At 41.3% G+C, this 20,570-nt stretch carries 23 protein-coding genes; 9 read left to right on the top strand and 14 right to left on the bottom strand.

Going from position 1 to position 20,570, the window contains the following annotated elements; translation table 11 throughout:
- Positions 1 to 93 precede the first annotated feature (93 nt).
- The 6 genes from BCU57_RS11805 to lptD form a co-directional block, all read right to left on the bottom strand.
- On the bottom strand, positions 94 to 912 hold the full coding sequence (locus BCU57_RS11805) for a symmetrical bis(5'-nucleosyl)-tetraphosphatase (protein WP_102438856.1): 819 nt from the start codon (positions 910 to 912) through the stop codon (positions 94 to 96).
- Between the two features lie 4 nt (positions 913 to 916).
- A complete protein-coding gene (gene apaG / locus BCU57_RS11800; RefSeq protein WP_102438854.1) occupies positions 917 to 1,297 on the bottom strand; it encodes a Co2+/Mg2+ efflux protein ApaG in 381 nt (126 codons plus the stop codon).
- 50 nt (positions 1,298 to 1,347) lie between these two features.
- Positions 1,348 to 2,154, bottom strand: a complete 807-nt coding sequence (gene rsmA, locus BCU57_RS11795) for a 16S rRNA (adenine(1518)-N(6)/adenine(1519)-N(6))-dimethyltransferase RsmA (protein WP_076541204.1) — start codon at positions 2,152 to 2,154, stop codon at positions 1,348 to 1,350.
- A gap of 6 nt (positions 2,155 to 2,160) precedes the next feature.
- Positions 2,161 to 3,147: a 4-hydroxythreonine-4-phosphate dehydrogenase PdxA gene (gene pdxA / locus BCU57_RS11790; RefSeq protein WP_102438852.1), complete on the bottom strand. Its 987-nt coding sequence runs from the start codon at positions 3,145 to 3,147 to the stop codon at positions 2,161 to 2,163.
- Between the two features lie 9 nt (positions 3,148 to 3,156).
- On the bottom strand, positions 3,157 to 4,461 hold the full coding sequence (surA, locus tag BCU57_RS11785) for a peptidylprolyl isomerase SurA (RefSeq protein WP_102438850.1): 1,305 nt from the start codon (positions 4,459 to 4,461) through the stop codon (positions 3,157 to 3,159).
- Positions 4,462 to 4,583: 122 nt separating this feature from the next.
- Positions 4,584 to 6,881, bottom strand: coding sequence for an LPS assembly protein LptD (gene lptD / locus BCU57_RS11780; RefSeq protein ID WP_102438848.1), 2,298 nt, complete (start codon positions 6,879 to 6,881; stop codon positions 4,584 to 4,586).
- 135 nt (positions 6,882 to 7,016) lie between these two features.
- On the opposite strand from lptD, the gene BCU57_RS11775 reads away from it, so the two are divergent.
- The 6 genes from BCU57_RS11775 (at position 7,017) to BCU57_RS11750 (ending at position 11,800) form a co-directional block, all read left to right on the top strand.
- Entirely contained in the window at positions 7,017 to 8,030 is a 1,014-nt protein-coding gene (locus BCU57_RS11775; protein ID WP_198589940.1) for an aminoglycoside phosphotransferase family protein, read from the top strand.
- Between the two features lie 58 nt (positions 8,031 to 8,088).
- The gene (murU, locus tag BCU57_RS11770; RefSeq protein WP_102438846.1) at positions 8,089 to 8,787 is read left to right on the top strand and encodes an N-acetylmuramate alpha-1-phosphate uridylyltransferase MurU; all 699 of its coding nucleotides are present in this window, start codon (positions 8,089 to 8,091) and stop codon (positions 8,785 to 8,787) included.
- A gap of 107 nt (positions 8,788 to 8,894) precedes the next feature.
- Positions 8,895 to 9,671 (top strand): co-chaperone DjlA, encoded by a 777-nt coding sequence (gene djlA, locus BCU57_RS11765; protein WP_076541194.1) that lies wholly within the window; start codon positions 8,895 to 8,897, stop codon positions 9,669 to 9,671.
- 59 nt (positions 9,672 to 9,730) lie between these two features.
- Positions 9,731 to 10,345 carry an outer membrane beta-barrel protein gene (locus BCU57_RS11760; protein WP_102438844.1) on the top strand — a complete coding sequence of 205 codons (615 nt, stop codon included), beginning with the start codon at positions 9,731 to 9,733 and terminating at the stop codon, positions 10,343 to 10,345.
- Positions 10,346 to 10,359: 14 nt separating this feature from the next.
- Entirely contained in the window at positions 10,360 to 11,310 is a 951-nt protein-coding gene (locus BCU57_RS11755; RefSeq protein WP_102438842.1) for a D-2-hydroxyacid dehydrogenase, read from the top strand.
- 31 nt (positions 11,311 to 11,341) lie between these two features.
- Positions 11,342 to 11,800, top strand: a complete 459-nt coding sequence (locus tag BCU57_RS11750; RefSeq protein ID WP_102438840.1) for a hypothetical protein — start codon at positions 11,342 to 11,344, stop codon at positions 11,798 to 11,800.
- A gap of 179 nt (positions 11,801 to 11,979) precedes the next feature.
- Here BCU57_RS11750 and purT read toward each other — a convergent pair whose 3' ends face one another.
- Entirely contained in the window at positions 11,980 to 13,176 is a 1,197-nt protein-coding gene (gene purT, locus BCU57_RS11745; protein WP_102438838.1) for a formate-dependent phosphoribosylglycinamide formyltransferase, read from the bottom strand.
- A 232-nt stretch (positions 13,177 to 13,408) separates the two neighbouring features.
- On the opposite strand from purT, the gene BCU57_RS11740 reads away from it, so the two are divergent.
- The gene (locus tag BCU57_RS11740) at positions 13,409 to 13,804 is read left to right on the top strand and encodes a DUF3302 domain-containing protein (protein ID WP_241900959.1); all 396 of its coding nucleotides are present in this window, start codon (positions 13,409 to 13,411) and stop codon (positions 13,802 to 13,804) included.
- Positions 13,805 to 13,806: 2 nt separating this feature from the next.
- Positions 13,807 to 14,952 (top strand): HlyD family secretion protein, encoded by a 1,146-nt coding sequence (locus BCU57_RS11735; protein WP_102438836.1) that lies wholly within the window; start codon positions 13,807 to 13,809, stop codon positions 14,950 to 14,952.
- A gap of 83 nt (positions 14,953 to 15,035) precedes the next feature.
- Here the strand turns inward: BCU57_RS11735 and BCU57_RS11730 are convergent, their stop codons facing one another.
- Positions 15,036 to 15,623: a DUF4136 domain-containing protein gene (locus BCU57_RS11730; RefSeq protein WP_102438834.1), complete on the bottom strand. Its 588-nt coding sequence runs from the start codon at positions 15,621 to 15,623 to the stop codon at positions 15,036 to 15,038.
- A gap of 210 nt (positions 15,624 to 15,833) precedes the next feature.
- Between BCU57_RS11730 and BCU57_RS11725 the strand changes: the two genes are divergently transcribed.
- Positions 15,834 to 16,142 carry a DUF1289 domain-containing protein gene (locus tag BCU57_RS11725; protein ID WP_102438832.1) on the top strand — a complete coding sequence of 103 codons (309 nt, stop codon included), beginning with the start codon at positions 15,834 to 15,836 and terminating at the stop codon, positions 16,140 to 16,142.
- A 166-nt stretch (positions 16,143 to 16,308) separates the two neighbouring features.
- On the opposite strand, the gene BCU57_RS11720 is transcribed toward BCU57_RS11725, so the two are convergent.
- The 6 genes from BCU57_RS11720 to BCU57_RS11695 form a co-directional block, all read right to left on the bottom strand.
- On the bottom strand, positions 16,309 to 17,574 hold the full coding sequence (locus tag BCU57_RS11720) for an ATP-binding protein (RefSeq protein ID WP_102438830.1): 1,266 nt from the start codon (positions 17,572 to 17,574) through the stop codon (positions 16,309 to 16,311).
- 17 nt (positions 17,575 to 17,591) lie between these two features.
- Positions 17,592 to 18,305: a winged helix-turn-helix domain-containing protein gene (locus tag BCU57_RS11715; protein ID WP_102438828.1), complete on the bottom strand. Its 714-nt coding sequence runs from the start codon at positions 18,303 to 18,305 to the stop codon at positions 17,592 to 17,594.
- Positions 18,305 to 18,727 (bottom strand): DUF3019 domain-containing protein, encoded by a 423-nt coding sequence (locus tag BCU57_RS11710; protein WP_157936437.1) that lies wholly within the window; start codon positions 18,725 to 18,727, stop codon positions 18,305 to 18,307. The genes BCU57_RS11715 and BCU57_RS11710 overlap by 1 nt, the downstream gene beginning before the upstream one ends.
- A 2-nt stretch (positions 18,728 to 18,729) precedes the next feature.
- On the bottom strand, positions 18,730 to 19,605 hold the full coding sequence (locus BCU57_RS11705; protein ID WP_102438824.1) for a MipA/OmpV family protein: 876 nt from the start codon (positions 19,603 to 19,605) through the stop codon (positions 18,730 to 18,732).
- A gap of 150 nt (positions 19,606 to 19,755) precedes the next feature.
- Positions 19,756 to 20,037 (bottom strand): hypothetical protein, encoded by a 282-nt coding sequence (locus tag BCU57_RS11700; RefSeq protein WP_102438822.1) that lies wholly within the window; start codon positions 20,035 to 20,037, stop codon positions 19,756 to 19,758.
- Positions 20,038 to 20,078: 41 nt separating this feature from the next.
- Positions 20,079 to 20,570, bottom strand: coding sequence for a YcxB family protein (locus BCU57_RS11695; protein WP_102438820.1), 492 nt, complete (start codon positions 20,568 to 20,570; stop codon positions 20,079 to 20,081).

The raw sequence follows: 20,570 nt of genomic DNA, 5'->3' as shown, positions 1-20,570 counted from the left end.
CCCGAATTTATCTCTTTGATCACTCAGGGCTGTATGATCATTGGAGATCCAATAACTGTATCGGCTTTGTTACTGGAAAGTTTAATTATTTATTTATGATTTTATTTTGTGCTGTTGTATTTTTTCGTTGGTTTCTAAATGCCATAGGGTTAAATGCTCTCCCCAGCAACATCCTGTATCCAGTGCTTGCATATTAGGTTGGTTAACCACGCCCATTAACGCCGCCCAATGACCAAATACCAAAGTGTGGCTTTGTTTTAACGGGGAGTTGAATTCGAACCAAGGCGTGAGTTGTGGTGGTTTGTCTTGAATGGGGGATTTACATTTAAAGTCTAAACTGCCATCAGCAAACAAATAGCGCATTCGCGTTAGGGTATTGATGCAATATCGCAGTCTTGGCAAGCCTATGGCTGTACTGTCCCAGCGCTCTGCATCATCGGTGTACATTTTTGCAATTAGTGAATCGATATAATCATCTTGCTGTAATGCTTGGCTCACCGCATTAGCTTCTGTGAGTAAGGTCGCTAAGTCCCACTGCGGTGGAATGCCTGCATGGCTCATGATGATATTGTGGGAGGGCAGTGTCTGCACCAAGGGTTGCTTTCTTATCCAAGTAATTAAGTCGGGTAAATCATCAGCGCTTAGCAATTCAGCAAGCTTATCTTTGGGGTTGGGTCTTTTAATGTTGCCGTTAAGGGCTAATAGATGCAGGTCGTGATTACCCAAAGTTATTTTGGCACTGGCCTCTAATGATTTTAAATAGCGTAAAGTTTGTAAGGAGCCATTACCTCTGGCGACTAAATCGCCGACAGCCCATACTTCATCCTTTGAAGGGTTAAAGTCCACTTTAGCGAGGATCAGTTGTAATTCTTCAAAACAGCCTTGTATATCGCCAACAAAATAATGTGCCATAGGATTATTGTAGAATCCCTGGGACGGCTAATCTAAATGTTGGGATTGCAGCTTTAAAAGCTTCACCTTGGGCGCTGCTCATGCCGTATGAGCCTTCCATAAAGCCAACGGGTGTTTCTAATACTGTGCCACTTGAGTATTGGTAAGCTGTATTAGGTTCGATAGTCGGTGTTTCTCCGACCACGCCAGGGCCTTGCACTTCACTTTTTTCACCGTTTGAGTCAGTAATAATCCAGTGGCGATCTTTGAGTGTCACTGCAATGTCGCTCAGATTAATGATGGTAATGGTATAACTGAATAAATATTTTGATTCTGCTGCTGATGACTGCTCTTCTAAATAGTTAGTCTCAACTTTTATTTTAATTTTGGGGGCTACAGAGGACATTAAACTTCCTAAAAACGAAAGGGCACTTTCAATGAAAAGTGCCCTTAGAATTATAGATTTTTATCGCAAACTAAATTTGCAAGTGCCACATACTGCTCGACAGTTATTTGCTCCGGTCGAAGAGTCGAATCAATGTTCAGCGCGCTGAACTCATCATCTGTTATCATGTGCTTTAAGTTATTCCGTAGTGTTTTACGGCGCATATTAAAGGCTGTGGTACATAGATGACGTAAAACGGTGACATCTTTACACGGGAATGGTTTTACATCGTATGGCAACAAACGTACCACTGCAGAGTCGACCTTTGGCGCCGGAGTAAAGCTTTGTGGCGGCACTTCAAGTACAGGTACCACTTTACAGTAGTACTGCGCCATCACAGTTAGGCGGCCGTAAGCTTTAGTGCCTGGACTTGCAGAAAGGCGCAAAACCACTTCTTTTTGTAGCATAAAGTGCATGGTTTCAATTATTTCAGCGAACTCAAATAAGTGAAACATTAACGGCGTTGAGATGTTGTACGGTAAATTACCAAATACTTTCATCTTTTTGCCGTCTTGTTGCAACTGGCTAAAGTCGAAGTTCAGTGCATCACCCTGATTGATATTAAGCTTATGCTTTAATACTGGGTGGTTTTCTAAACGCTCGACTAAGTCTCTATCTAATTCGACTACAGTTAGGCAATCAACTGATTCAGCAACAGGTTCAGTTAATGCGCCAAGGCCTGGGCCAATTTCAACCATAACATGGTCATTATCTGGCGAGATGGCGCCCACGATCCGACTGATCACACTTTCATCAGTTAAAAAGTTTTGTCCAAAACGTTTTCTGGCCGTGTGGCCTAAATGTACTTTATTGCTCATTAAAATTTAACTACTTACTTTTGAGGCCAATTCAATGGCTTTATTTAATGCACAGGTAAAACTACCACTATCAGCTTCACCGGTTCCGGCTAGCTCTAAAGCTGTGCCATGATCGACAGAGGTTCTGATATACGGAAGACCTAAGGTAATGTTAACCGATTTTCCAAAACCTAAAGATTTAAGTACTGGAAGTCCTTGGTCATGATACATAGCAAGAACCACATCTGCTTCTTGTAAGTATTTAGGCTGGAATAAAGTATCTGCAGGTAATGGACCTACAATATCAATACCTTGCTCTCTAAGTTCATTCAGAGCAGGGATCATGATATCGATCTCTTCTCGGCCTAAGTGTCCATCTTCACCAGCATGCGGATTAAGGCCGCAGACGAATATTTTAGGTGAAGTAATGCCAAACTTTTGCACTAACTCACTGTGCAAGATTTGTATTATATGATGTAAACGCTCGCGTGTAATGGCTTTTGCAACATAAGCCAGTGGAATGTGGGTGGTCATTAACGCCACCTGCAGACCTGGCGCTGCCAGCATCATTACCACATCTTGGCAATTTGCTTGTAATGCAAAAAATTCAGTATGGCCGCTAAAAGGTATACCCGCTTGATTAATAATGCCTTTATGAACAGGGCCCGTTACCACAGCTTCAAATTCATTGGTCATGTTTTTCTCACCCGCATAACGCAAGGTGTCGACCACATATTCACTGTTAAGCTCATTTAATTTGCCGCATTCAACTTCTGCAGCAAGAGTAAATGGCGCAATGGTTAAGGTGCCAGCTTCCTGAGCCTTAGCAGGTAACGTTGGCTGGTAAGGTCTTAATGTCAGCGGCAAGCCAAGCATTTTTGCTCGGCTAGTTAATAATTCTGGGTCGGCGCAAACAACTAACTCAGCAGGCCATGGCTGCTGAGCAAGTTTAATAACAAGATCTGGGCCGATACTCGCCGGTTCACCCGGCGTAATCGCAATACGTATTGTCATTAAGTTAGCTTAACCTCGAGTACTCTCAGGTTCAAAAACTTCAATATAGGCTTCTGAACGCATTTCATCTAACCAGTTTTGTAGCTCTTCATTGAACTTACGACGATAAATCAACTGGTGAGCACGATTGCTATTAAACTGAGCAGTAGCATCAGTTTTACGTTTTTCTTCAAGTTGAACGATGTGCCATCCATGGGTTGTTCTAAAGGGTTCACTATACTCATTAATTTCTAAGCTTGATAATGTTTGAGCAAACTCAGGTACATATACAGTCGGTTCTGCCCAGCCTAATTCACCACCTTTTGCCCCAGAACCTGGATCTTCAGAGTATTGGCGGGCAAGTGCTGCAAAATCAGCTTCGCCTGAACGAACTTGAGCTAAAAAGCTTTCTAGCATTGCTTTAGCACGATCTTCTGAAAGGATCGGTGATGGTTTCAGCAGAATATGTCGTGATCTTACTTCATTGATTTCTTTGGTTTGCAGGCCGCGAGCGTCCATGATTTTAATAATATGGAAACCTGAGGCACTTTTAATTGGGCCAATGACATCACCAGTTTTAGCGTCAGTTACTACCTCAGCAAACAAGGTTGGCATTTCGTTCACGCTCATGTAATCCCAGATACCACCTTCAAGCGCTTTAGGCCCTGATGAAGATGCGATAGCTGTACGGCGAAAATCTTCACCTTCATTTAAGCGGTCTAATACGATATTCGCCCGTTTGCTCGATGCTTCTAGTTGTTCACTGCTTGGGTTATTTGGCACTTCAATTAAGATATGTCCAACTTGGAACTCGACATCTTTTAAACCTTGCTCTTGGATCATTTTAACTAAGTTACTGATCTCTTGAGGTGAGACTTGAATACGACGCTGAACTTGAATACGTTGGATTTCACCTAGGGTGATTTCTTCACGTAATTGCTCACGGTATTGCGCATAGCTCATGCCTTCGCTTTCAATTTGTTGTTGCATTTGAGAAACCGTTAGCTTTTGCTCTTTAGCAATATTCTCAATGGTTTGATCAAGCTGTAGGTCACCAATAGATAGACCAATACGTTCTGCCATTTGCAATTGCAAGTGAGTCAAAATTAAACGTTCAATAACTTGAGTGCGAAGTGCATTATCTGACGGTAAGCCTTGGCCTGCTTTTAGCGCATTGGCTTTTACCGACGCCACCATATGAGTGATTTCACTTTCAAGAATAATACCCTCATTAATTTGTACTGATACGCGGTCGAGGGGAACTGGCGCCGCGATGGTTACTTGGCTCATTGCCAAAGTAAATAAAGCAAAAATCATTTTCTTACAGTGTTTCATCCACGAAATCCTTGGCACTTTTAGTTTTAATTGCAGTGGAATATATACCACATACAGTGTTGTTATCTTTTATTAGGACTGTTTGTTTTCCAGTAGGTTCAGCAATCTACCACAAATGATGGCTAATTCCTCAAGTAAAGTGGTTTACGATAGTTAAATAATCCGTCATCAAGCATGTCTTCGACACCTAGGGGGCCAGAACCACCTAAGCCTTTAATGATAAAGTTAAGGTATACACCACTTTCAAACTCTTCTCGGGTATCTAAACTTGGATTTAAATCATCATCGTAATTAGTTTTAATGCGGTAATGGTAACTTAAGCGCAATGCCCAGCAGCAAGATTCGTATTGGACACCGGTATAGGTTTCAATATTTCTTGATTCATTTAAGTCGTAATAAAAGTTACCGACAAAATATAAATCATCACTTATTGGCCATGAGGTGCGCATGCCTATTTGAGATATGTTCACTCTGTCATTAGTGTTGGTGTTAAGCAAATCAGGCACATAGCGATAGCTAAACTGTAATAATTTGTCATTACTGGGCCTAAAATCTAAGGTGACTTCACTTTTCTTATTCTCACCGTTTTCAGTATCAAATTGCACTGCACCACTAATAAACCAATCTTGATACATATTGGCATCGATTTCAGCGGCAAGCACAGAGGTTGATGCGTCCGCTTCTATGTCGTTGTAACTATTTATTTTACTATCTTCAATAAACACAATTTGACCTATGCTGAATTTAAATTTTTCAACATTGGACTCATCAAAGAGGCGCGTTGTAACCCCTAAGGTTATTTGATTGGTGTCTGCAATTCTATCTAAACCAGAAAAGCGGCGGTCTCTAAATAAGCCAAAGTAATCTTCTTGTAACTGGGCAGTATCATAAATCCCAATATTAGATTGGTCTTCGTAGCCGACATATAAATATTGAAATTGTGGCTCTAAGGTTTGTTTGTAATTACTGCCAAGCATGGCTAACTGACGTTCAAAATTAATTTGACCGTGAATTCGCACTTGAGGAATGGTTCGGTTAACCGTGTCATCCAGTTCATCATTGCTGTTATTGTTGTCTTGCCAGTATTGGGTTTGCAGTAATTTAACTTCACTGGTCACAGAACCTGCAGGCCCCTGTATCGGCCAGCTTATACTTGGCTCCATATGAAAACGTGTCGCCGTGGCATAGTCATTTTCTGTATGTTGAAAATTGGTTAGCTCAGAATTGAATTTAAAATCTAACCCATTCCAAAAATCATTAGTCTGATAGTTAAAGTTCAGCTGAGGCATAACCTGATAAGGGCTCTCTTCTTCGCCGAGAACTTTAATGTCTTGTACCCGCATGCCGAGGTTCCAATCTCGTTCAAAGTAGCTAATTTCACCAATACGTGAAAGCTGATTATCCGTTGATCGATTAACATCAGAACTGAGATCATTGAAATAGTTATTGTCTGAGACATCTGTAAAGTTAGCTTGTACACGCCAATTGTCATTTATTGCGCCTTGATGGCGCCAATGGTACAGGTAGCGGTCAGGGCTATTATCTAACTTGTCGTCATTAGCAAGGAATTCAAAGTTGAATTGACCATTTTGTTGTTCACTGGCTAAGTATCGAAATTCTGTTTTACTGTAAAACCCACGGGCTGACATATAGGTTGGGGTAAAGGTTAAGTCGTATTCTGGGGCGATATTCCAATAATAAGGCACACTGACTTCAACGCCATTGGTGGTACTGGTGCTAAAACTGGGAAATAAGAAGCCTGACTTTCTTTTATCTGAAACCGGAATGGTCATATAGGGGATGTACATAATCGGTACATCGGCTATGCGTAATTTAGCATCCCAGATCTCACCCCATTCTTCACTGCTGTCGATGCGTATTTCTTTGGCTTCAAGGCGCCAAGAGTTATCGCCAGGGGGGCAGGTGGTGAAATTGGTGTTACTGAGCTCTAAATTGTTTTGTTCGGTAATTTTTAATTGCTGAGCATCGCCGTTAATTTGTTGGCCATTAAGCCAATACTTAGCCCCAGTAAGGGTGGCGCTGTTGGTCAGCATTTGCGCATCTAATGAATCTGCAGTTACGGTAAATTGCTCATCACTGAAAATCAGATTGCCATTAGCATCTAATTGTTCATTTTTTTGATCTAAGATGGCTTCGTCAGCACTGATATGGCGACTACCTTGGCTGAAACTGACATTACCAGAAAAATGGGCTTTATCGCCCATGGCTGCTTCAGAGCGATCGGAAATAATGACAATATCTTCAGCTGAAATATTGCTAATGCTATCACGGTCGTTTATTGACGGTGAAACGGGGGCCTGCACTGCACACTGAAGCTGAGCCTCTTCAATTTCAGGAGACTCTTGTGCCAAGACTAGGTTTGGTAACAGGCTTAATGCCAGGAAATAACGGATCTGCATGTTAATAATTGATTATGAATTCTTAGTCTAGACAAAATGAATTGAAAAAAGAGCCACAGCTAACATTTTATCTTTAGCTGTTTCCAAATGTTATGTTGGCTATAATAAAGCAATTTTTACATAAGAGCCATTGAGATGAGTTTATCTGATACAAGATTTATTTTACTGAGTAAGTGGTTAAGTCAACATTTCAACACAGATATCACCCCAACACTCATTTGTGGTGATGCCAGTTTTCGTCGTTATTTTCGCGTTCAGCATTTAGCAAATACGTATATCGTCTCTGATTCGCCTATTGAACTGGTACCCATAGCGCCCTTTATTGAGCTAGCAGCTGCATACGCACAATTAGGATTAAAGGTACCTGAAGTTATAGCACAAGATGATATTAACGGCTTTGTATTGCAGTCAGATTTAGGCGATGAGCAACTCATAACACGCCTGAATGACCAATCTGTGATTGATTTTTATCAGCAAGCGTTAGGGTTATTGCCGCAAGTGGCACAGGTTAAGTCCACCATTAAGGGGGATTTACCGCAATACGATGCCGCTTTTGTGCAGCGAGAGTTAGCCATTTTTACCGAGTGGCTGTTATTGAAGCATTTGCAATTAACCCTGAGTGAAGATGAGCATGGCATTATCGAGAATGCTTTTGGGGTGTTAACCGCCAATGCAATTGAGCAGCCTAGTGTCGGAATGCACCGTGATTTTCATTGCCGCAATATTCTCATAAATCAGCAACAATTAGCCTTAATTGATTTTCAAGATGCGGTGATTGGCCCTGTTACCTATGATGCGGTGTCATTACTGCGAGACTGTTATGTGAGATGGCCAGATGCTGTGGTTAATCAGCTTCAAATGGATCATTTTAATTTATGTATTCAGCATGGATTAATTGATGATGGTGTAAGCTTTAGCCAATATCAGCGCTGGTTTGATTTAATGGGAATGCAGCGCCACATAAAAGCCGCCGGCATTTTTGTACGGCTGAATTTGCGTGATGGCAAAGCCGGTTATTTGAAGGATATTCCACTTACCCTTAGTTACATCGTTGATATTGCCGCTTTATACCCAGAGCTACAAGACTTTGGTCAATGGTTGCAACAAAAGGTGCTAACGCATTTTACTGCAGATGCGACAGATCAATGATATTCGTGCGGCTACCGTTAATATACACAGATAAGCTTAACCTTATGGACATTAAAATATGAAAGCCATGATTTTGGCTGCGGGTCGTGGTGAGCGATTACGACCGCTTACAGATTCACTTCCCAAACCTTTGGTTGCAGCAGCGGGTAAACCGCTAATTGTTTACCATTTAGAAAAGTTAGCCGCCGCTGGTATCAAAGAAGTTGTCATCAACCATGCTTGGTTAGGGCATAAATTAGTACAAGCGCTAGGCAATGGCAGTCAGTGGGGGCTCACTATTAACTATAGTGCTGAAGAGAACGCCTTAGAAACTGCTGGCGGTATTAAACAAGCCCTAAGCCTATTAGGTGACGAAGCTTTTTTGGTTATCAATGGCGATATATATATCGATGAACTGCCTGATATCACCCAGGCAATGGCACAATTAAAAGCTGAACCCGCATTAGAGGCTTTTTTATGGTTAATTGATAATCCTCAGCATAACCCAGAAGGTGATTTTGCGATTATTGGAGCGCAATTAGCGCAAGCGGGTGCCAATAAGCTAACCTATTCAGGCATGGGGATTTATCATCCCAAAATGTTTGCTGACATTGGCGCAGGTAAGCAAGCCTTAGGGCCATTATTACGTCACAAAATGGCTGATAAAAAGATTATCGGTAGTCGTACCAGTACTTACTGGTGTGATGTAGGTACCATTGAGCGGTTAGACTTGTTAACAAACTACTTGGCAACAGGCACCATATCGGCAGAAACGTAAATTGTAAGCAAGCCGCAGTAAGCACATGACGACATGCGCCATAAATAACCAGTCGACATAGACAGTGATGAGCTCAGCAGTAAGACAAATTAACAACAGGAAGATGAATGCGTATTTGGGGTAAGGTTTTCGGTTTTATTATCGGCTACATGTTTGGTAAAGGTTTCGGCGCCCTATTAGGGCTTTGGCTTGGGCATATGTACGATAAACGCAGTGGTTTTGCCGAGATGCTGCGTAAGGGGCATCAGCGTCAAGCTGAGTTTTTTAATACAACCTTTACAGTTATGGGCCATGTTGCCAAAGCTTCTGGCCATGTGACGGATGTGGATATTCGTATTGCCACTATGCTGATGGATCAAATGAAGTTAACTGGCGATGCAAGACGTGATGCGCAAACAGCATTTAGAAATGGACGCGATGCCAATTTCGACTTAGTCAAAACCCTGCGCGAATTTCGAGTGATGACCCAAGGTCGCCGTGAAATATTACAAATGTTTCTTGAAATTCAAATTCAAACCGCACTGTCTGATGGCGAATTACATAGCAAAGAAAAGCAGATTTTATCAACCATAGCCAAAGAGTTAGGGTTAGGCCAAGCTCATTTGGATGCGCTACTTAATCGTTGGCAGGCAGAGTTTCACCATCATCAAACGGCTAATGGCAGCCACATGCAGCTTGAAGACGCTTATTCACTATTGGGTAAGCAGGAGTCTTCCAGCGACCAAGAAATCAAACGTGCTTATCGAAAACTCATGAATGAGCATCATCCAGATAAACTGGTCGCTAAAGGTTTGCCAGAAGAAATGATGGAGCTGGCAAAAAGTAAAGCTCAAGACATTCAATCTGCTTATGAAACAGTTAAAACATCTCGAGGAATGAAATAAGCGCAGGGGTGGTAAACACAATAATCATCATTAAGAAGTGATGTTAAAGGGAGTTTTCTATGCAATATAAAGCGACTGTGAGTCTAGTAAGTTTGGCGTTGTTAGCAACCTCTGCTCAAGCTGAGGTGTTTGTTGCTCCTTTTGGCGGTTATAGTTTTGGCAGTACAGAATTTGACATTGGCGATCTGAATAGTCAGCAAACAGATAAGCTAAAAATAACCGAATCTGAGCATTATGGCTTTATGGCAGGAGTCACGACCAAAGACCCAGGTAATATCTACTTTCTGTATAGCACGCAAAAAACTGATTTGAGAAGCAATGCTTTTAGTGCGGATGTCTTTACTGATCTTGATGTTGATTATTTCCATGTCGGTGGAAGTTTATTTTTCCCCAATGGCCGCGTTAAACCTTACGTTACCGTCACTGCCGGTGTCACGCACATGCGACCGAGCAATGACTTTTCAACTGAAACCCGTTTTTCAATGGGATTTGGCGGCGGCGTAGCCTATGACATTACCTCTCAAGTGGCCTTATTTGCCGATGTAAGAGGCTACGCTACATTCGTTAACTCAAACAATAGCTTTTTCTGCGGCCCCAATGAATGTGTGTGGAATATTTCTGCCGATATCATGTGGCAAGGGCAGGGCAATATTGGTTTAGAGGTTAAATTTTAATTAGGTGACCGAACATGAAAATTGTTGTACTTGATGGCCATACATTAAATCCGGGTGATTTAGATTGGTCATCGTTAGCTGCGCTGGGTGAGCTTAGCGTTTATGAACACACTATGGCGGCAGATATTATCTCCCGTAGCAAAGATGCCGATATAATTTTAACCAATAAAGCGGTAATCAATGCTGAGGTGATAAGCCAATGTCCACAGCTTAAATACATAGGTGTGACGGCAACAGGTACCAATGTGGTTGATATCGCAGCGGCTAGCGCGCAGCAGATAGTTGTAACCAATGTGCCTGCTTATGGCCCTGATGCTGTGGCGCAAATGGTATTTGCTTTAATACTGCAACATACCCAGCAGGTGGATTTACATGATAAAGCAGTAAAAAAAGGTCAGTGGAGTCAATCAAGAGACTTTTGTTTTACGCTTTCATCTTTAGTATCACTTAAAGGCAAAACTATGGGGGTTGTTGGCTATGGTGATATTGGTCAACAAGTGGCAAGGTTAGCGCTGGCATTTAATATGAATGTGTTAATTAACACATCGACACCCAAAACGGATTTACCTGCAGGTGTTCAATGGCAGACGCTCAATAAGTTATTAAGCCAGTCAGATATCGTGTCGTTGCATTGTCCGCTTAATCAAGCCACTGATAAAATGATCAATGCTCAAAGTCTTGAGTTGTTTAAGCCTAACGCGCTACTGGTTAATACCGCTCGAGGCGGTTTAGTGGATGAAGTAGCATTGGCAGATGCGTTAAATGACAACCGCCTTAGCGCTGCACTTGATGTGCTTTCAAGCGAGCCGCCAATGGCTGATAACCCGTTATTAGCGGCTAAAAATACCATTATTACCCCTCACATCGCTTGGGCAACAACAGAGGCAAGGCAAAATCTGTTAAATATTGCCGTGGATAATGTGGCGCAATTTTTAAAAAACAGCCCATGTAATCAGGTTACTTAGCCAGAAAAACAAATAAGGATATTTGTGCAATATGAGTTTATGGAAAGCGCTTTACGATGTATTTGAAAAAGAGCATGCGCGGGTTGAGAAGCATAAAGGCCAGCAACGCGCGCTGTTATTTGAAATTGAAGCCAATATCAATTTTATCGCTGTAGGGCTAAAACAGGGTCTTAGTGCTGATCAAATCGTGGCAGGAATTGATGTCGATGTGTTTAAGCAATCAATGATACAAGGTTATGACTTTAATCGTTTAACTGCTAATAGCTTATTGGCCAAGGCCATTATTGATTACCCTGAGTTTGATAAATATATCGGTAAAAGCTCTGATGAGCTGGTTGCCAATGTTTACGGTAAAATATTTGTTTTGCAAAAGTTGATGATAGCGGGGCGTTTCGAGCAAGGTGGTAAACTTAAATCCTTATTAAGGATGTTAATTTTAGTGTTATTTCATTTGCAAGGTAGAGCACTGCCTAAAAGAAAAAGCAGCTAACTGCTTCATAAGCCCTTCAAGGTGATGTTAATACCACATCGAATTTATCCAATAAAAAGCCTAACCTTAGTACTTTATGTGCTTGAGGTTAGGCGTTTATGTCTACAGCGAGCAATCATTAACCTAGGTCACAAAGCGTAATTATGACGTGGTAATAGGCGAGTTATCATAGTGTAAAGCTAAAATATAACCTTAACTTTTGCCGCCGATGCTATGGCTTTCGTTATGGCATTATCAATATTGTTATCACGGGCTAAGGCAACACCCAGACGGCGTCTACCATCAATATCAGGTTTACCAAACAGCTTAATTTGGGTATCCGTTTGCACTAATGCTTCAGCAACGCCTTGATAGCGAATATTTTCAGACTTTCCTTCAGCCAGAATAACCGCAGAGGCACTTGCGCCATGTTGCTTAATTTCGGTAATAGGCAGGCCTAAAATAGCCCGAACATGCAAAGCAAACTCAGATAAATCTTGGCTGATAAGCGTGACTAAACCAGTATCATGGGGTCTTGGTGATACTTCTGAAAAGTAAACATCATCACCTTTGATAAACAGCTCAACACCGAATAAACCATAGCCGCCTAACGCGGTTACTACTTGCTCACCAATTTGCTGCGCTTTGGTAAGTGCAGCTGCTGACATTGCTTGAGGCTGCCAAGACTCACGGTAATCACCGTCTTCTTGTCTGTGGCCAATGGCATCACAATAATGAATGCCATTGACAGCACTAATGGTCAGCAAGGTGATTTCATAATCAAAATCAATAAAGCCTTCCACAATCACTCGCCCACCACCCGCGCGGCCACCTTCTTGAGCGTATTGCCAAGCTTGTTCAATTTGCGCATTGGTTTTTATCACGCTTTGACCTTTACCTGATGAACTCATTACAGGTTTAACCACACAGGGCTGACCAATTTGCTCAATTGCGGCAGTAAACTCAGCGAATGTATCGCAAAAGAAATAAGGCGATGTTGGAATACCTAAGGTTTCAGCGGCTAGGCGGCGAATGCCTTCTCTATCCATGGTTAACTGAGTCGCTTTAGCTGTTGGAATGATATTGATGCCGCCTTTTTCTAACTCAACTAGGGTTTGAGTAGCGATAGCTTCAATTTCTGGGATCACTAGATGCGGTTGTTCTAATTCAATAACGTCTCGTAATGCTTTTTCGTCCAACATGTTTACCACATGAAAACGATGTGCAATTTGCATGGCTGGAGCATTAGGGTAGCGATCTACGCCAATAACTTCGATGCCAAAGCGTTGTAATTCGATAGCGACTTCTTTACCAAGCTCACCACAACCTAGCAGCATGGCTTTAACTGCACCGTCAGTTTCAGCGGTACCAAAGGTGAAAGGGACATTGTTATTCATTATTTAACCTTGTAGGGGGGAAAAAATAGCCGAGGCAGTTTACCTTTTATTCGTATTTGATTGATTAGCTAAACCGATAAGTGTGTAAAAGATCACGTGAAAACTCTTATTTTTATAGCGAATAAAGCACTTTAATTGGTTATTTTAGCTATTGCCTTGTGTTATCTTGAGGTTGCAAGTTTGTTGATTTTGGTTGTTATTTCTTTTGCTTTGATTGTGATAGGAGTGTCATATGTTTTTGGATTATTTTGCTCTAGGACTGCTGTTTTTTGTAGCATTAGTTATTTTTTACGGTGTTATCGCGATTCATGATATCCCCTATGAAATTGCTAAAAAGCGTAATCACCCACAGCAGGATGCTTTGCATATCGCTGGTTGGGTCAGTTTATTTACCCTACACGCTATTTGGCCATTCTTATGGATTTGGGCAACCTTATACCGCGAAGATAGAGGCTGGGGCTTTAGTGATGGTAAGAAGCGAGAGCTTATGTTGGAAGGTGAAGTGAAAGAATTGTTAGATAAGGTTAATGACCTAAATGAGCGTTTAATCTCTATTGAGTCGCCATCGGAACAAGCAAGTGTCACCGATGCTGTTAAACCTCAACCGCAGCCAGAACAAGGAGCGTAGCGATGGATCTGTTACTGATATTAACCTATACCGCTTTATGTGTGGCGATATTCAAAATTTTTAAAATCCCACTCAACAAATGGACTGTGCCAACGGCGGTGTTAGGCGGAATAGTATTAATTGGTACTTTATTAGTACTGATGAACTATAACCATCCTTATACTAAGTTTGCCCGTGAATATTTCGTTTCAATCCCAATCAATCCTGCAGTAAAAGGCTTAGTGGTTGAAGTCAATGTTAAGCCCAATGTCCCTGTCAAAAAAGGTGAAGTGCTATTTAGAATCGACCCAACCCCTTTCATTGCTGTCGTTAAACAAAAAGAAGCGGCACTGGAAGATGCACTGCAAGCCGTGCCACAATTAAAAGCCTCATGGGATAGTGCGATTGCCCGCGCAGCGCAAGCAGAGGCTAATCGTGACAGAACCAAATCTGCCTTTGAGCGTTATGATGAAGGTCGCCGTAAAGGTGGTAGAAACTCGCCATTTTCTGAAATTGAGTTAGATAATAAACGCCAATCATATTTAGCAGCAGAAGCTGCTTTTAAATCGGCGTTAGCGGAAGAAATCCGTTTTAGACTGGCATTTGAGTCAAACATCGACGGGGTAAATACTGATGTAGCTGTGGTTAAAGCCGAACTTGATGCCGCTATCTTTAATTTAGAACAAACCGAAGTGAAAGCACCAGTTGATGGCATAGTCACTCAAATGGCGTTGCGTCCGGGGGTGATGGCTGTGCCTATTCCGCTGCGACCCACTATGACATTTATACCTGATGAAGACCGCTACTTTGCTGGTGCATTTTGGCAAAATTCATTACTGCGCTTAAAAGAAGGTGATGAAGCGGAAATTATCCTTGATGCTATGCCTGGCCAAGTACATATAGGTAAAGTCGTTAAGGTATTACCTGCAATGTCAGAAGGTGAGCTGCAATTTGGCGGTGCGCTGCGCTCTTCAAATGAGTTATTTAAGCGTGGCCGGGTGTTAGTATTAATCGAGTTAGCTGACGATGAACTACGCACCAGCTTGCCTGCAGGTGTAGCAGGGCAAGCGGCAATTTATACCGAGCATTTCACTCATGTTTCGATTATTCGTAAAGTGTTATTGCGGATGCAAGGTTGGCTCAATTATCTGTTTGCTGAAGGGCATTAGTGATAATGTGATTATTCTTTTATAAAAAAGTCCGCGATTGCGGACTTTTTATTTTAGCAACTTATAAAGAATAAGATTAATTGTTATTTTACAGCAGCCTGAGGCGGGAACTGAGCCAGAATGGTATTAATGGTTTTGGTCGTTTCAGTGACTTTTTCATTACCACCAGATTCAAAGTCATATTCATCAGTGCCGCGCCAGATGAGTCGGTTATCTTTTAAATCTATAATATCAATTTGAATCACTTGGATTTTAGCGCTGTCACTGCCGATGGGGATTCCCATGCTAGTACCAATCCCAATACCACCATTACTGCCACTAGTACCAGTACCTAGACCAATAGAAAGCCCTGAGCTTTTTGGTTTGTCCTTGGTTAAAAAGGCGTAGCTGACGCCAAAGTCACCAGTTATGTCATTACCAGTGGCTTCACCACTCACGGCTAAGTCATTTTCTACTTGCTCGATAAAGTTTTTGGCTAATAAATTGGCACGTATACTGGCTCTGATCCGCTCGGCGCTAAGTTGATCCCCTTGATTTGACACTTCAATAAAATGAAATCGTTTTAACTGACTAAAGTCATATTTGGTATCAAAGTCTGACTTTCCTGTGGTGCTTTGGCAGGCGCTTAATCCTAGTAGAAGTAACATTGTAAATAACGCACGAAATAGCATAAGTGGCTCCGGTTAATCAATGAATCTGTTTGTTATAGGATGTTTTCTTGAGCGAATTAATAATCAGCTTAAATCAAAAGCCTGCAGTAAACCAATCTTACACAGAATTCGTCGCTCAAATAACCAGCGCTGAACATGGCTTTTTGGTTAATTAATGCTAAGTTAGAAGCATAAAACTTCAATTTTGTCGGAGAGAAACGTCAGTTAAATATGGAACAGTTAAGTTTTTTTTCCGTCCCAAGCCCTTGCATAGGTGTGTGTCAAACTGATGCGCGCGGATATTGTAATGGCTGTTTGAGAAATCGAGATGAGCGTTTTAACTGGCTGCATTTTTCTGATGCACAAAAGCATAATATTATTCGCTTATGCCAGCAGCGAAAGCGCCGCCGACAATATGCCAAATTTAAAGCCCATCAAATAGCGATAAAACAGCAGCAAGCTCAGGCTAATCCACAATTTGACTTTGATGAACAAACTGATGATGACAACATTGATTTGGCTGATTTTAGCTTAGATTAGTGATTGCAACCTTGTGGTTTTAGGTAGGCTTTAGCTGTAATTAATATTATTGAGTTTGATGTGGTGGGTCTATTACAGCCTGCGCCGCTAACGGCCAATCTCCATTATTTCTATCGTCAGCTTCAGCGTTAAGCTAACCATTGAGATTAATGTGCGCTTTCTGCAGCTAGTTCGCGTTTACTTTTGGCCACATTAAAGTGAAACAAGTGTTGTCATCATCACTGGTTAATGTGACATCGCCTTTGTGGCGCAACATGATGCGTTTGATAATGGCTAAGCCTAAACCATGGCCTTTATTGCCTTGGTGCTGTGACTTACTGCGATAAAAAGGCTCAAATAATCTTTCATGATCTTCTTCAGGGATCGCGGGACCATCATTAGATACTGTTAGGAGCAGGTGTTGGTCATCTTCAGACAAAGACACAACAATTTCATTATGGGTGTAGCGTTGGGAGTTAGTAACAAGATTTTGAATCGCACGCTCAATCAGCAGTGGTTCTGCCATCACATATAACTCACTATACATATGCTTAAATTTAATCGGTTTATCGCTTAATGGGGTTAAACGCGTGATCAGCTCTTCTGTAATGGACACTAAGCCGCAGCGCTCTAATGTGGGCTCTTGTTGCACTTCTAAGCTGGCATAGGTCAATAGCTCTTGCAGTAAGGTTTCCATTTCTTTGATATCAATTTGCATGTCATCAAGAAATTGCTGGCGTCGTTGCTCATCGCTATTGGGTAAACAATATTGTGGTAGTAAGGCTAAAGCAAACTTTAACCGTGCTAGCGGGGTTCTGATTTCGTGTGATACGGCATTAGAGAGGTGTTTTTGGTTTTCAATTAAATCACTGATATGCCGCGCCATGTCATTAAAGGTGTTGGCTAACGGTGCGACTTGAGAGCCGGGATTGAGCTCAATACGGGTATCCCATTTGGCTTCACCAAAGTTTTGCGTGGCTTTTTTAAGGGTTTTGAGATCTTTGGATAATGGCCATACCCAAATTAAGGCGACAAAGGCCAGCATCAAATAAAAGAATATCGTAAAAATATTACGCAGCAACCCGCGGGGATCGATATCTACTGGGCCTGCCATTAACACTTGATCACCCACGGCAATAAATTGCAATTCGTGGCTGCTATCTGTGGTGGTGGTGACTATTTCATTGGCCAAGAATTCGACATTGCCACTTAAAGCAATTTCATCTTTTTCAAATAAAGCTAACGGGTAGGGGTGTTGCTTTTGAATGATTTTAAGCTGCGCTAAGCGCTGCTCTTTAGGTTGCAAAGACAATAATAATGCAAAGGCGATTAATGGCGAGTCAATGTTCTCGTATTCATCGACTTGCTGTTGCCAGAGGCTATCTAATGTCCAGCCTATACCTAAAAAGCTTAAGCTAAGTAATAGGTATAGGCTGATGAAGAGTCTTTTCAAAGTCTTCTATGACCTAATTAGTTATTCCACGCTTCAGGCGCGAATAAATAACCTTGTCCCCAAACAGTTTTTATTCTGAATGGTGTTTCGATACTATCTCCAAGCTTTTTACGTAAGCGAGATATGCGCACATCAATTTTTCTGTCTTTACCATCAAAATCGATATTGAGTAAGTATTGGTAGATGTATTGTCTACTTAATACTTGCCCCGCTTGTGACGCCAGTAACCACAATAATTCAAACTCATGGCTAGTTAAATCAACCTCGGTATTGCCTAAGCGAATCGCTTGGGTATGCGGGTCGATGCTTAACTTACCAAAGCTTAAACAATGAGATTCTGGTTTTGGCGGTTGTGCCTGACGGCGTAATAGGTTGTTTATACGTGCCACTAACAAGCTTGGGTCGACAGGTTTGACAACATAATCATCAGCGCCTAATTCTAGGCCTTTGATTTGGTCTTCTGGAGAGCCAAGCGCACTCATTAACAATATAGGGCCTGAGAAGTAGTCAGGTAATTTTTCACACAGGCTTAATCCATCAAGTCCAGGCAGCATAATATCAAGTAGGATGATATCAGGCTTGTAACTAATCAATCGTGTTAAAACGGTATCGCCACGTCGTTCAACTTCAACGTGCATATCGTGTGATTTTAGGTAGTCCACAATTAAGTTGGCAAGACGAATATCATCTTCTACCAACAGAACTCTATGAGTTGATGGGGGGGGTGCCATTAAAATAAACTCCAAGGATTTCGGTAACGTCTGCGAACTTTAGGTTCGGACATTGTGGTGACTTTTAGGATTACGTCCGCCAATTCATTATTATTATTATTTTTACTCACCAAGACAAAGTGAATGTCTTTATTGGTTTTTACTGAAAATTGCAATGAATGATCATCAGTAGAATCACTACACCAGCGACTCATTGCTTGATAGTTAGATTCAATACAAATGAGTTGGTCAGTTTTCAGTTGCCAATTTAGCTCAATATCCATCTCGCAATGTTTGTTTTGAGCGTCTTTGAGGCATAAATGAGGCGTAGCCGAAAGCTGTGCTTGCGTTTCAAGCGTATCAGCTTTGACGCAGAAAGCACTAAATATCAGTATTAATATACCGAAAAAGTGATAGAGGTTATATTCTTGTTTACTGAACAAGATTAGAACCTATATGCAGCTCCAATGAAGTAGGAGCGAGAGTAATTTTCATTAATAATTGGACTGTCAATAATTTCATCAGCTAACCGGGTGTAACGTGCCGCTAAAAGTAAATCCCAGCGTTGTGAAAGACTATAACGTGTCGTTAGCTCAATCGCTTTATTCCAGCCAGAACCTGGCTGATATTGCGTGTTCCAGTATAGATTTTCAGTTGATCTAATACCATAGTAATAAGCAATAACTTGCGAACTTTTCCAATCAGCTTCTAATGATAAATCAAAGCGGAATTTATCAAGAGCTAAAGAGTACGACCAACTGGCACTGGCTTCTTGTCCATTATGAACATTAAGTAAATCATGGGCTGCGGTGAGTCTTAATATACCTAATTTGCCGTACCAAAAAAATTCCACACCACCATATACAGTGAAGTGTCTGGTTTCAAGCTCATTTAAAACCTCAGGTTGTGATATACCTCTAGATTCTGTGAGATCCGCTGCAGGGAGTTCAACCGTCTCATCAAAGCTACTGGCTTGGGGTAAAAAAATGTTTGATGGGTCCCAGCGATAAAAAAAAGCCCGTTCGTCACTGTAGCTAGATGCGATATTAATGGTAAAGCTTTCTTGCTCTACCAGGGTGTAGCCAAAATTGAAGTTGTCAAAAAACCAGCTTTCACCATAATAGGCGACGGAGGGTATGACATAGATAGGTATATCTTTATAGGTACTTACTGGGTTGGTTTTATTGCCCCAGCCCAAAGCTAGACTGACATCCCATTGACCAACCACAATGCAGTCGCCATCAATTTGACAGGTGTCTTCAGCTTGCGCTGGCTTGATACCAGCAATAACAATGGTAAGTATGAGCAATAATCGATACATCTAAGGCTGCTACCTAATCAATAAAACTTCAATAAACATAATGTTAACATTGTTCATTATTTAGCTACACTGATTTTACCTTAATGATACAAACTGATACTGGTGTGATTAATTTACATTAAGCCGTTTTTAACCAAAGGCGTCACGGCGTTAATTTAATTCTTGTTCAACTGGTTCAGTATTTGATTGTTCAATCTCTAGCGGTGCTTGCCTTTGATAGCCCATTTCAATTAACTGAGCATTGATGCAGTCGGTAATAAATTGCTGTTTTTCGATGGCTTCAATTTGTTCTTCAGCGGCCATATTTTCACAGGCCGCCGTTAATGATTTTACGGTATCCTCAGGGGCTGGTATTCCATTGGCATCTGTGCTGAAAAAACTGCAGATAACAAGGCTTACGACAATACTTAAACTTAATGATGGTTTAGTCATAATTGTTCCTCTAAGTGTTAACACGTTATGTAAACAGATGCTTAGTTCATTTTTTGGCGAATAAAATCACTGCAAGTGTCATCTAAGCAGCGCTTAGAAACATAATGCTTGGTTAATTGGGTTGTGAGTAAAAAACCTTGGCTTGTTTCTGCAATGCGATAAACATCATCCCAAGCTAAATGATGATCAATATAAGTCGACTTTGAATGAATACCGTTATCGTCAATGGTTAAATTTACTGGGTTATTCGCTGACTTACTTATTAGTTGCCTCATTAACCACCAAGCGCGATTAAACCTAACTTGCAGTGCTTCAACTGCCCCTAAACCAATAAAGAAGTAAGCAACATAGGGGCTTAACTCGGTGATGGTCATTAAAAATCCAGCGACTAAAAATGCCACAGATTTTAAGTAACGCTTTGGACTGGTATTAATGACAACTGACTCATCGAAGGTTTCTTCAAAATGAGATCGATCTAAAATATATTCAACACTATAGCTATAAGCTGTTGTTTTTGTTTCGCTGGTAGACAT

The sequence above is a fragment of the Shewanella sp. 10N.286.48.B5 genome (assembly GCF_002874355.2).
GTDB lineage: Bacteria > Pseudomonadota > Gammaproteobacteria > Enterobacterales > Shewanellaceae > Shewanella.
This window is presented reverse-complemented; position numbering and strand designations above follow the sequence as displayed.

What these genes read in the sequence shown, in the direction of transcription:
- BCU57_RS11725 (WP_102438832.1), top strand. Translation starts at nt 15,834, where the DNA reads ATGGAACAGTTAAGTTTTTTTTCCGTCCCAAGCCCTTGCATAGGTGTG.
- BCU57_RS11750 (WP_102438840.1), top strand. Translation starts at nt 11,342, where the DNA reads ATGAGTTTATGGAAAGCGCTTTACGATGTATTTGAAAAAGAGCATGCG.
- BCU57_RS11735 (WP_102438836.1), top strand. Translation starts at nt 13,807, where the DNA reads ATGGATCTGTTACTGATATTAACCTATACCGCTTTATGTGTGGCGATA.
- BCU57_RS11775 (WP_198589940.1), top strand. Translation starts at nt 7,017, where the DNA reads ATGAGTTTATCTGATACAAGATTTATTTTACTGAGTAAGTGGTTAAGT.
- BCU57_RS11755 (WP_102438842.1), top strand. Translation starts at nt 10,360, where the DNA reads ATGAAAATTGTTGTACTTGATGGCCATACATTAAATCCGGGTGATTTA.
- pdxA (WP_102438852.1), bottom strand. Translation starts at nt 3,147, where the DNA reads ATGACAATACGTATTGCGATTACGCCGGGTGAACCGGCGAGTATCGGC.
- BCU57_RS11740 (WP_241900959.1), top strand. Translation starts at nt 13,409, where the DNA reads ATGTTTTTGGATTATTTTGCTCTAGGACTGCTGTTTTTTGTAGCATTA.
- BCU57_RS11695 (WP_102438820.1), bottom strand. Translation starts at nt 20,570, where the DNA reads ATGTCTACCAGCGAAACAAAAACAACAGCTTATAGCTATAGTGTTGAA.
- BCU57_RS11805 (WP_102438856.1), bottom strand. Translation starts at nt 912, where the DNA reads ATGGCACATTATTTTGTTGGCGATATACAAGGCTGTTTTGAAGAATTA.
- djlA (WP_076541194.1), top strand. Translation starts at nt 8,895, where the DNA reads ATGCGTATTTGGGGTAAGGTTTTCGGTTTTATTATCGGCTACATGTTT.
- BCU57_RS11730 (WP_102438834.1), bottom strand. Translation starts at nt 15,623, where the DNA reads ATGCTATTTCGTGCGTTATTTACAATGTTACTTCTACTAGGATTAAGC.
- purT (WP_102438838.1), bottom strand. Translation starts at nt 13,176, where the DNA reads ATGAATAACAATGTCCCTTTCACCTTTGGTACCGCTGAAACTGACGGT.
- BCU57_RS11700 (WP_102438822.1), bottom strand. Translation starts at nt 20,037, where the DNA reads ATGACTAAACCATCATTAAGTTTAAGTATTGTCGTAAGCCTTGTTATC.
- rsmA (WP_076541204.1), bottom strand. Translation starts at nt 2,154, where the DNA reads ATGAGCAATAAAGTACATTTAGGCCACACGGCCAGAAAACGTTTTGGA.
- apaG (WP_102438854.1), bottom strand. Translation starts at nt 1,297, where the DNA reads ATGTCCTCTGTAGCCCCCAAAATTAAAATAAAAGTTGAGACTAACTAT.
- BCU57_RS11705 (WP_102438824.1), bottom strand. Translation starts at nt 19,605, where the DNA reads ATGTATCGATTATTGCTCATACTTACCATTGTTATTGCTGGTATCAAG.
- lptD (WP_102438848.1), bottom strand. Translation starts at nt 6,881, where the DNA reads ATGCAGATCCGTTATTTCCTGGCATTAAGCCTGTTACCAAACCTAGTC.
- BCU57_RS11760 (WP_102438844.1), top strand. Translation starts at nt 9,731, where the DNA reads ATGCAATATAAAGCGACTGTGAGTCTAGTAAGTTTGGCGTTGTTAGCA.
- surA (WP_102438850.1), bottom strand. Translation starts at nt 4,461, where the DNA reads ATGAAACACTGTAAGAAAATGATTTTTGCTTTATTTACTTTGGCAATG.
- murU (WP_102438846.1), top strand. Translation starts at nt 8,089, where the DNA reads ATGAAAGCCATGATTTTGGCTGCGGGTCGTGGTGAGCGATTACGACCG.
- BCU57_RS11715 (WP_102438828.1), bottom strand. Translation starts at nt 18,305, where the DNA reads ATGGCACCCCCCCCATCAACTCATAGAGTTCTGTTGGTAGAAGATGAT.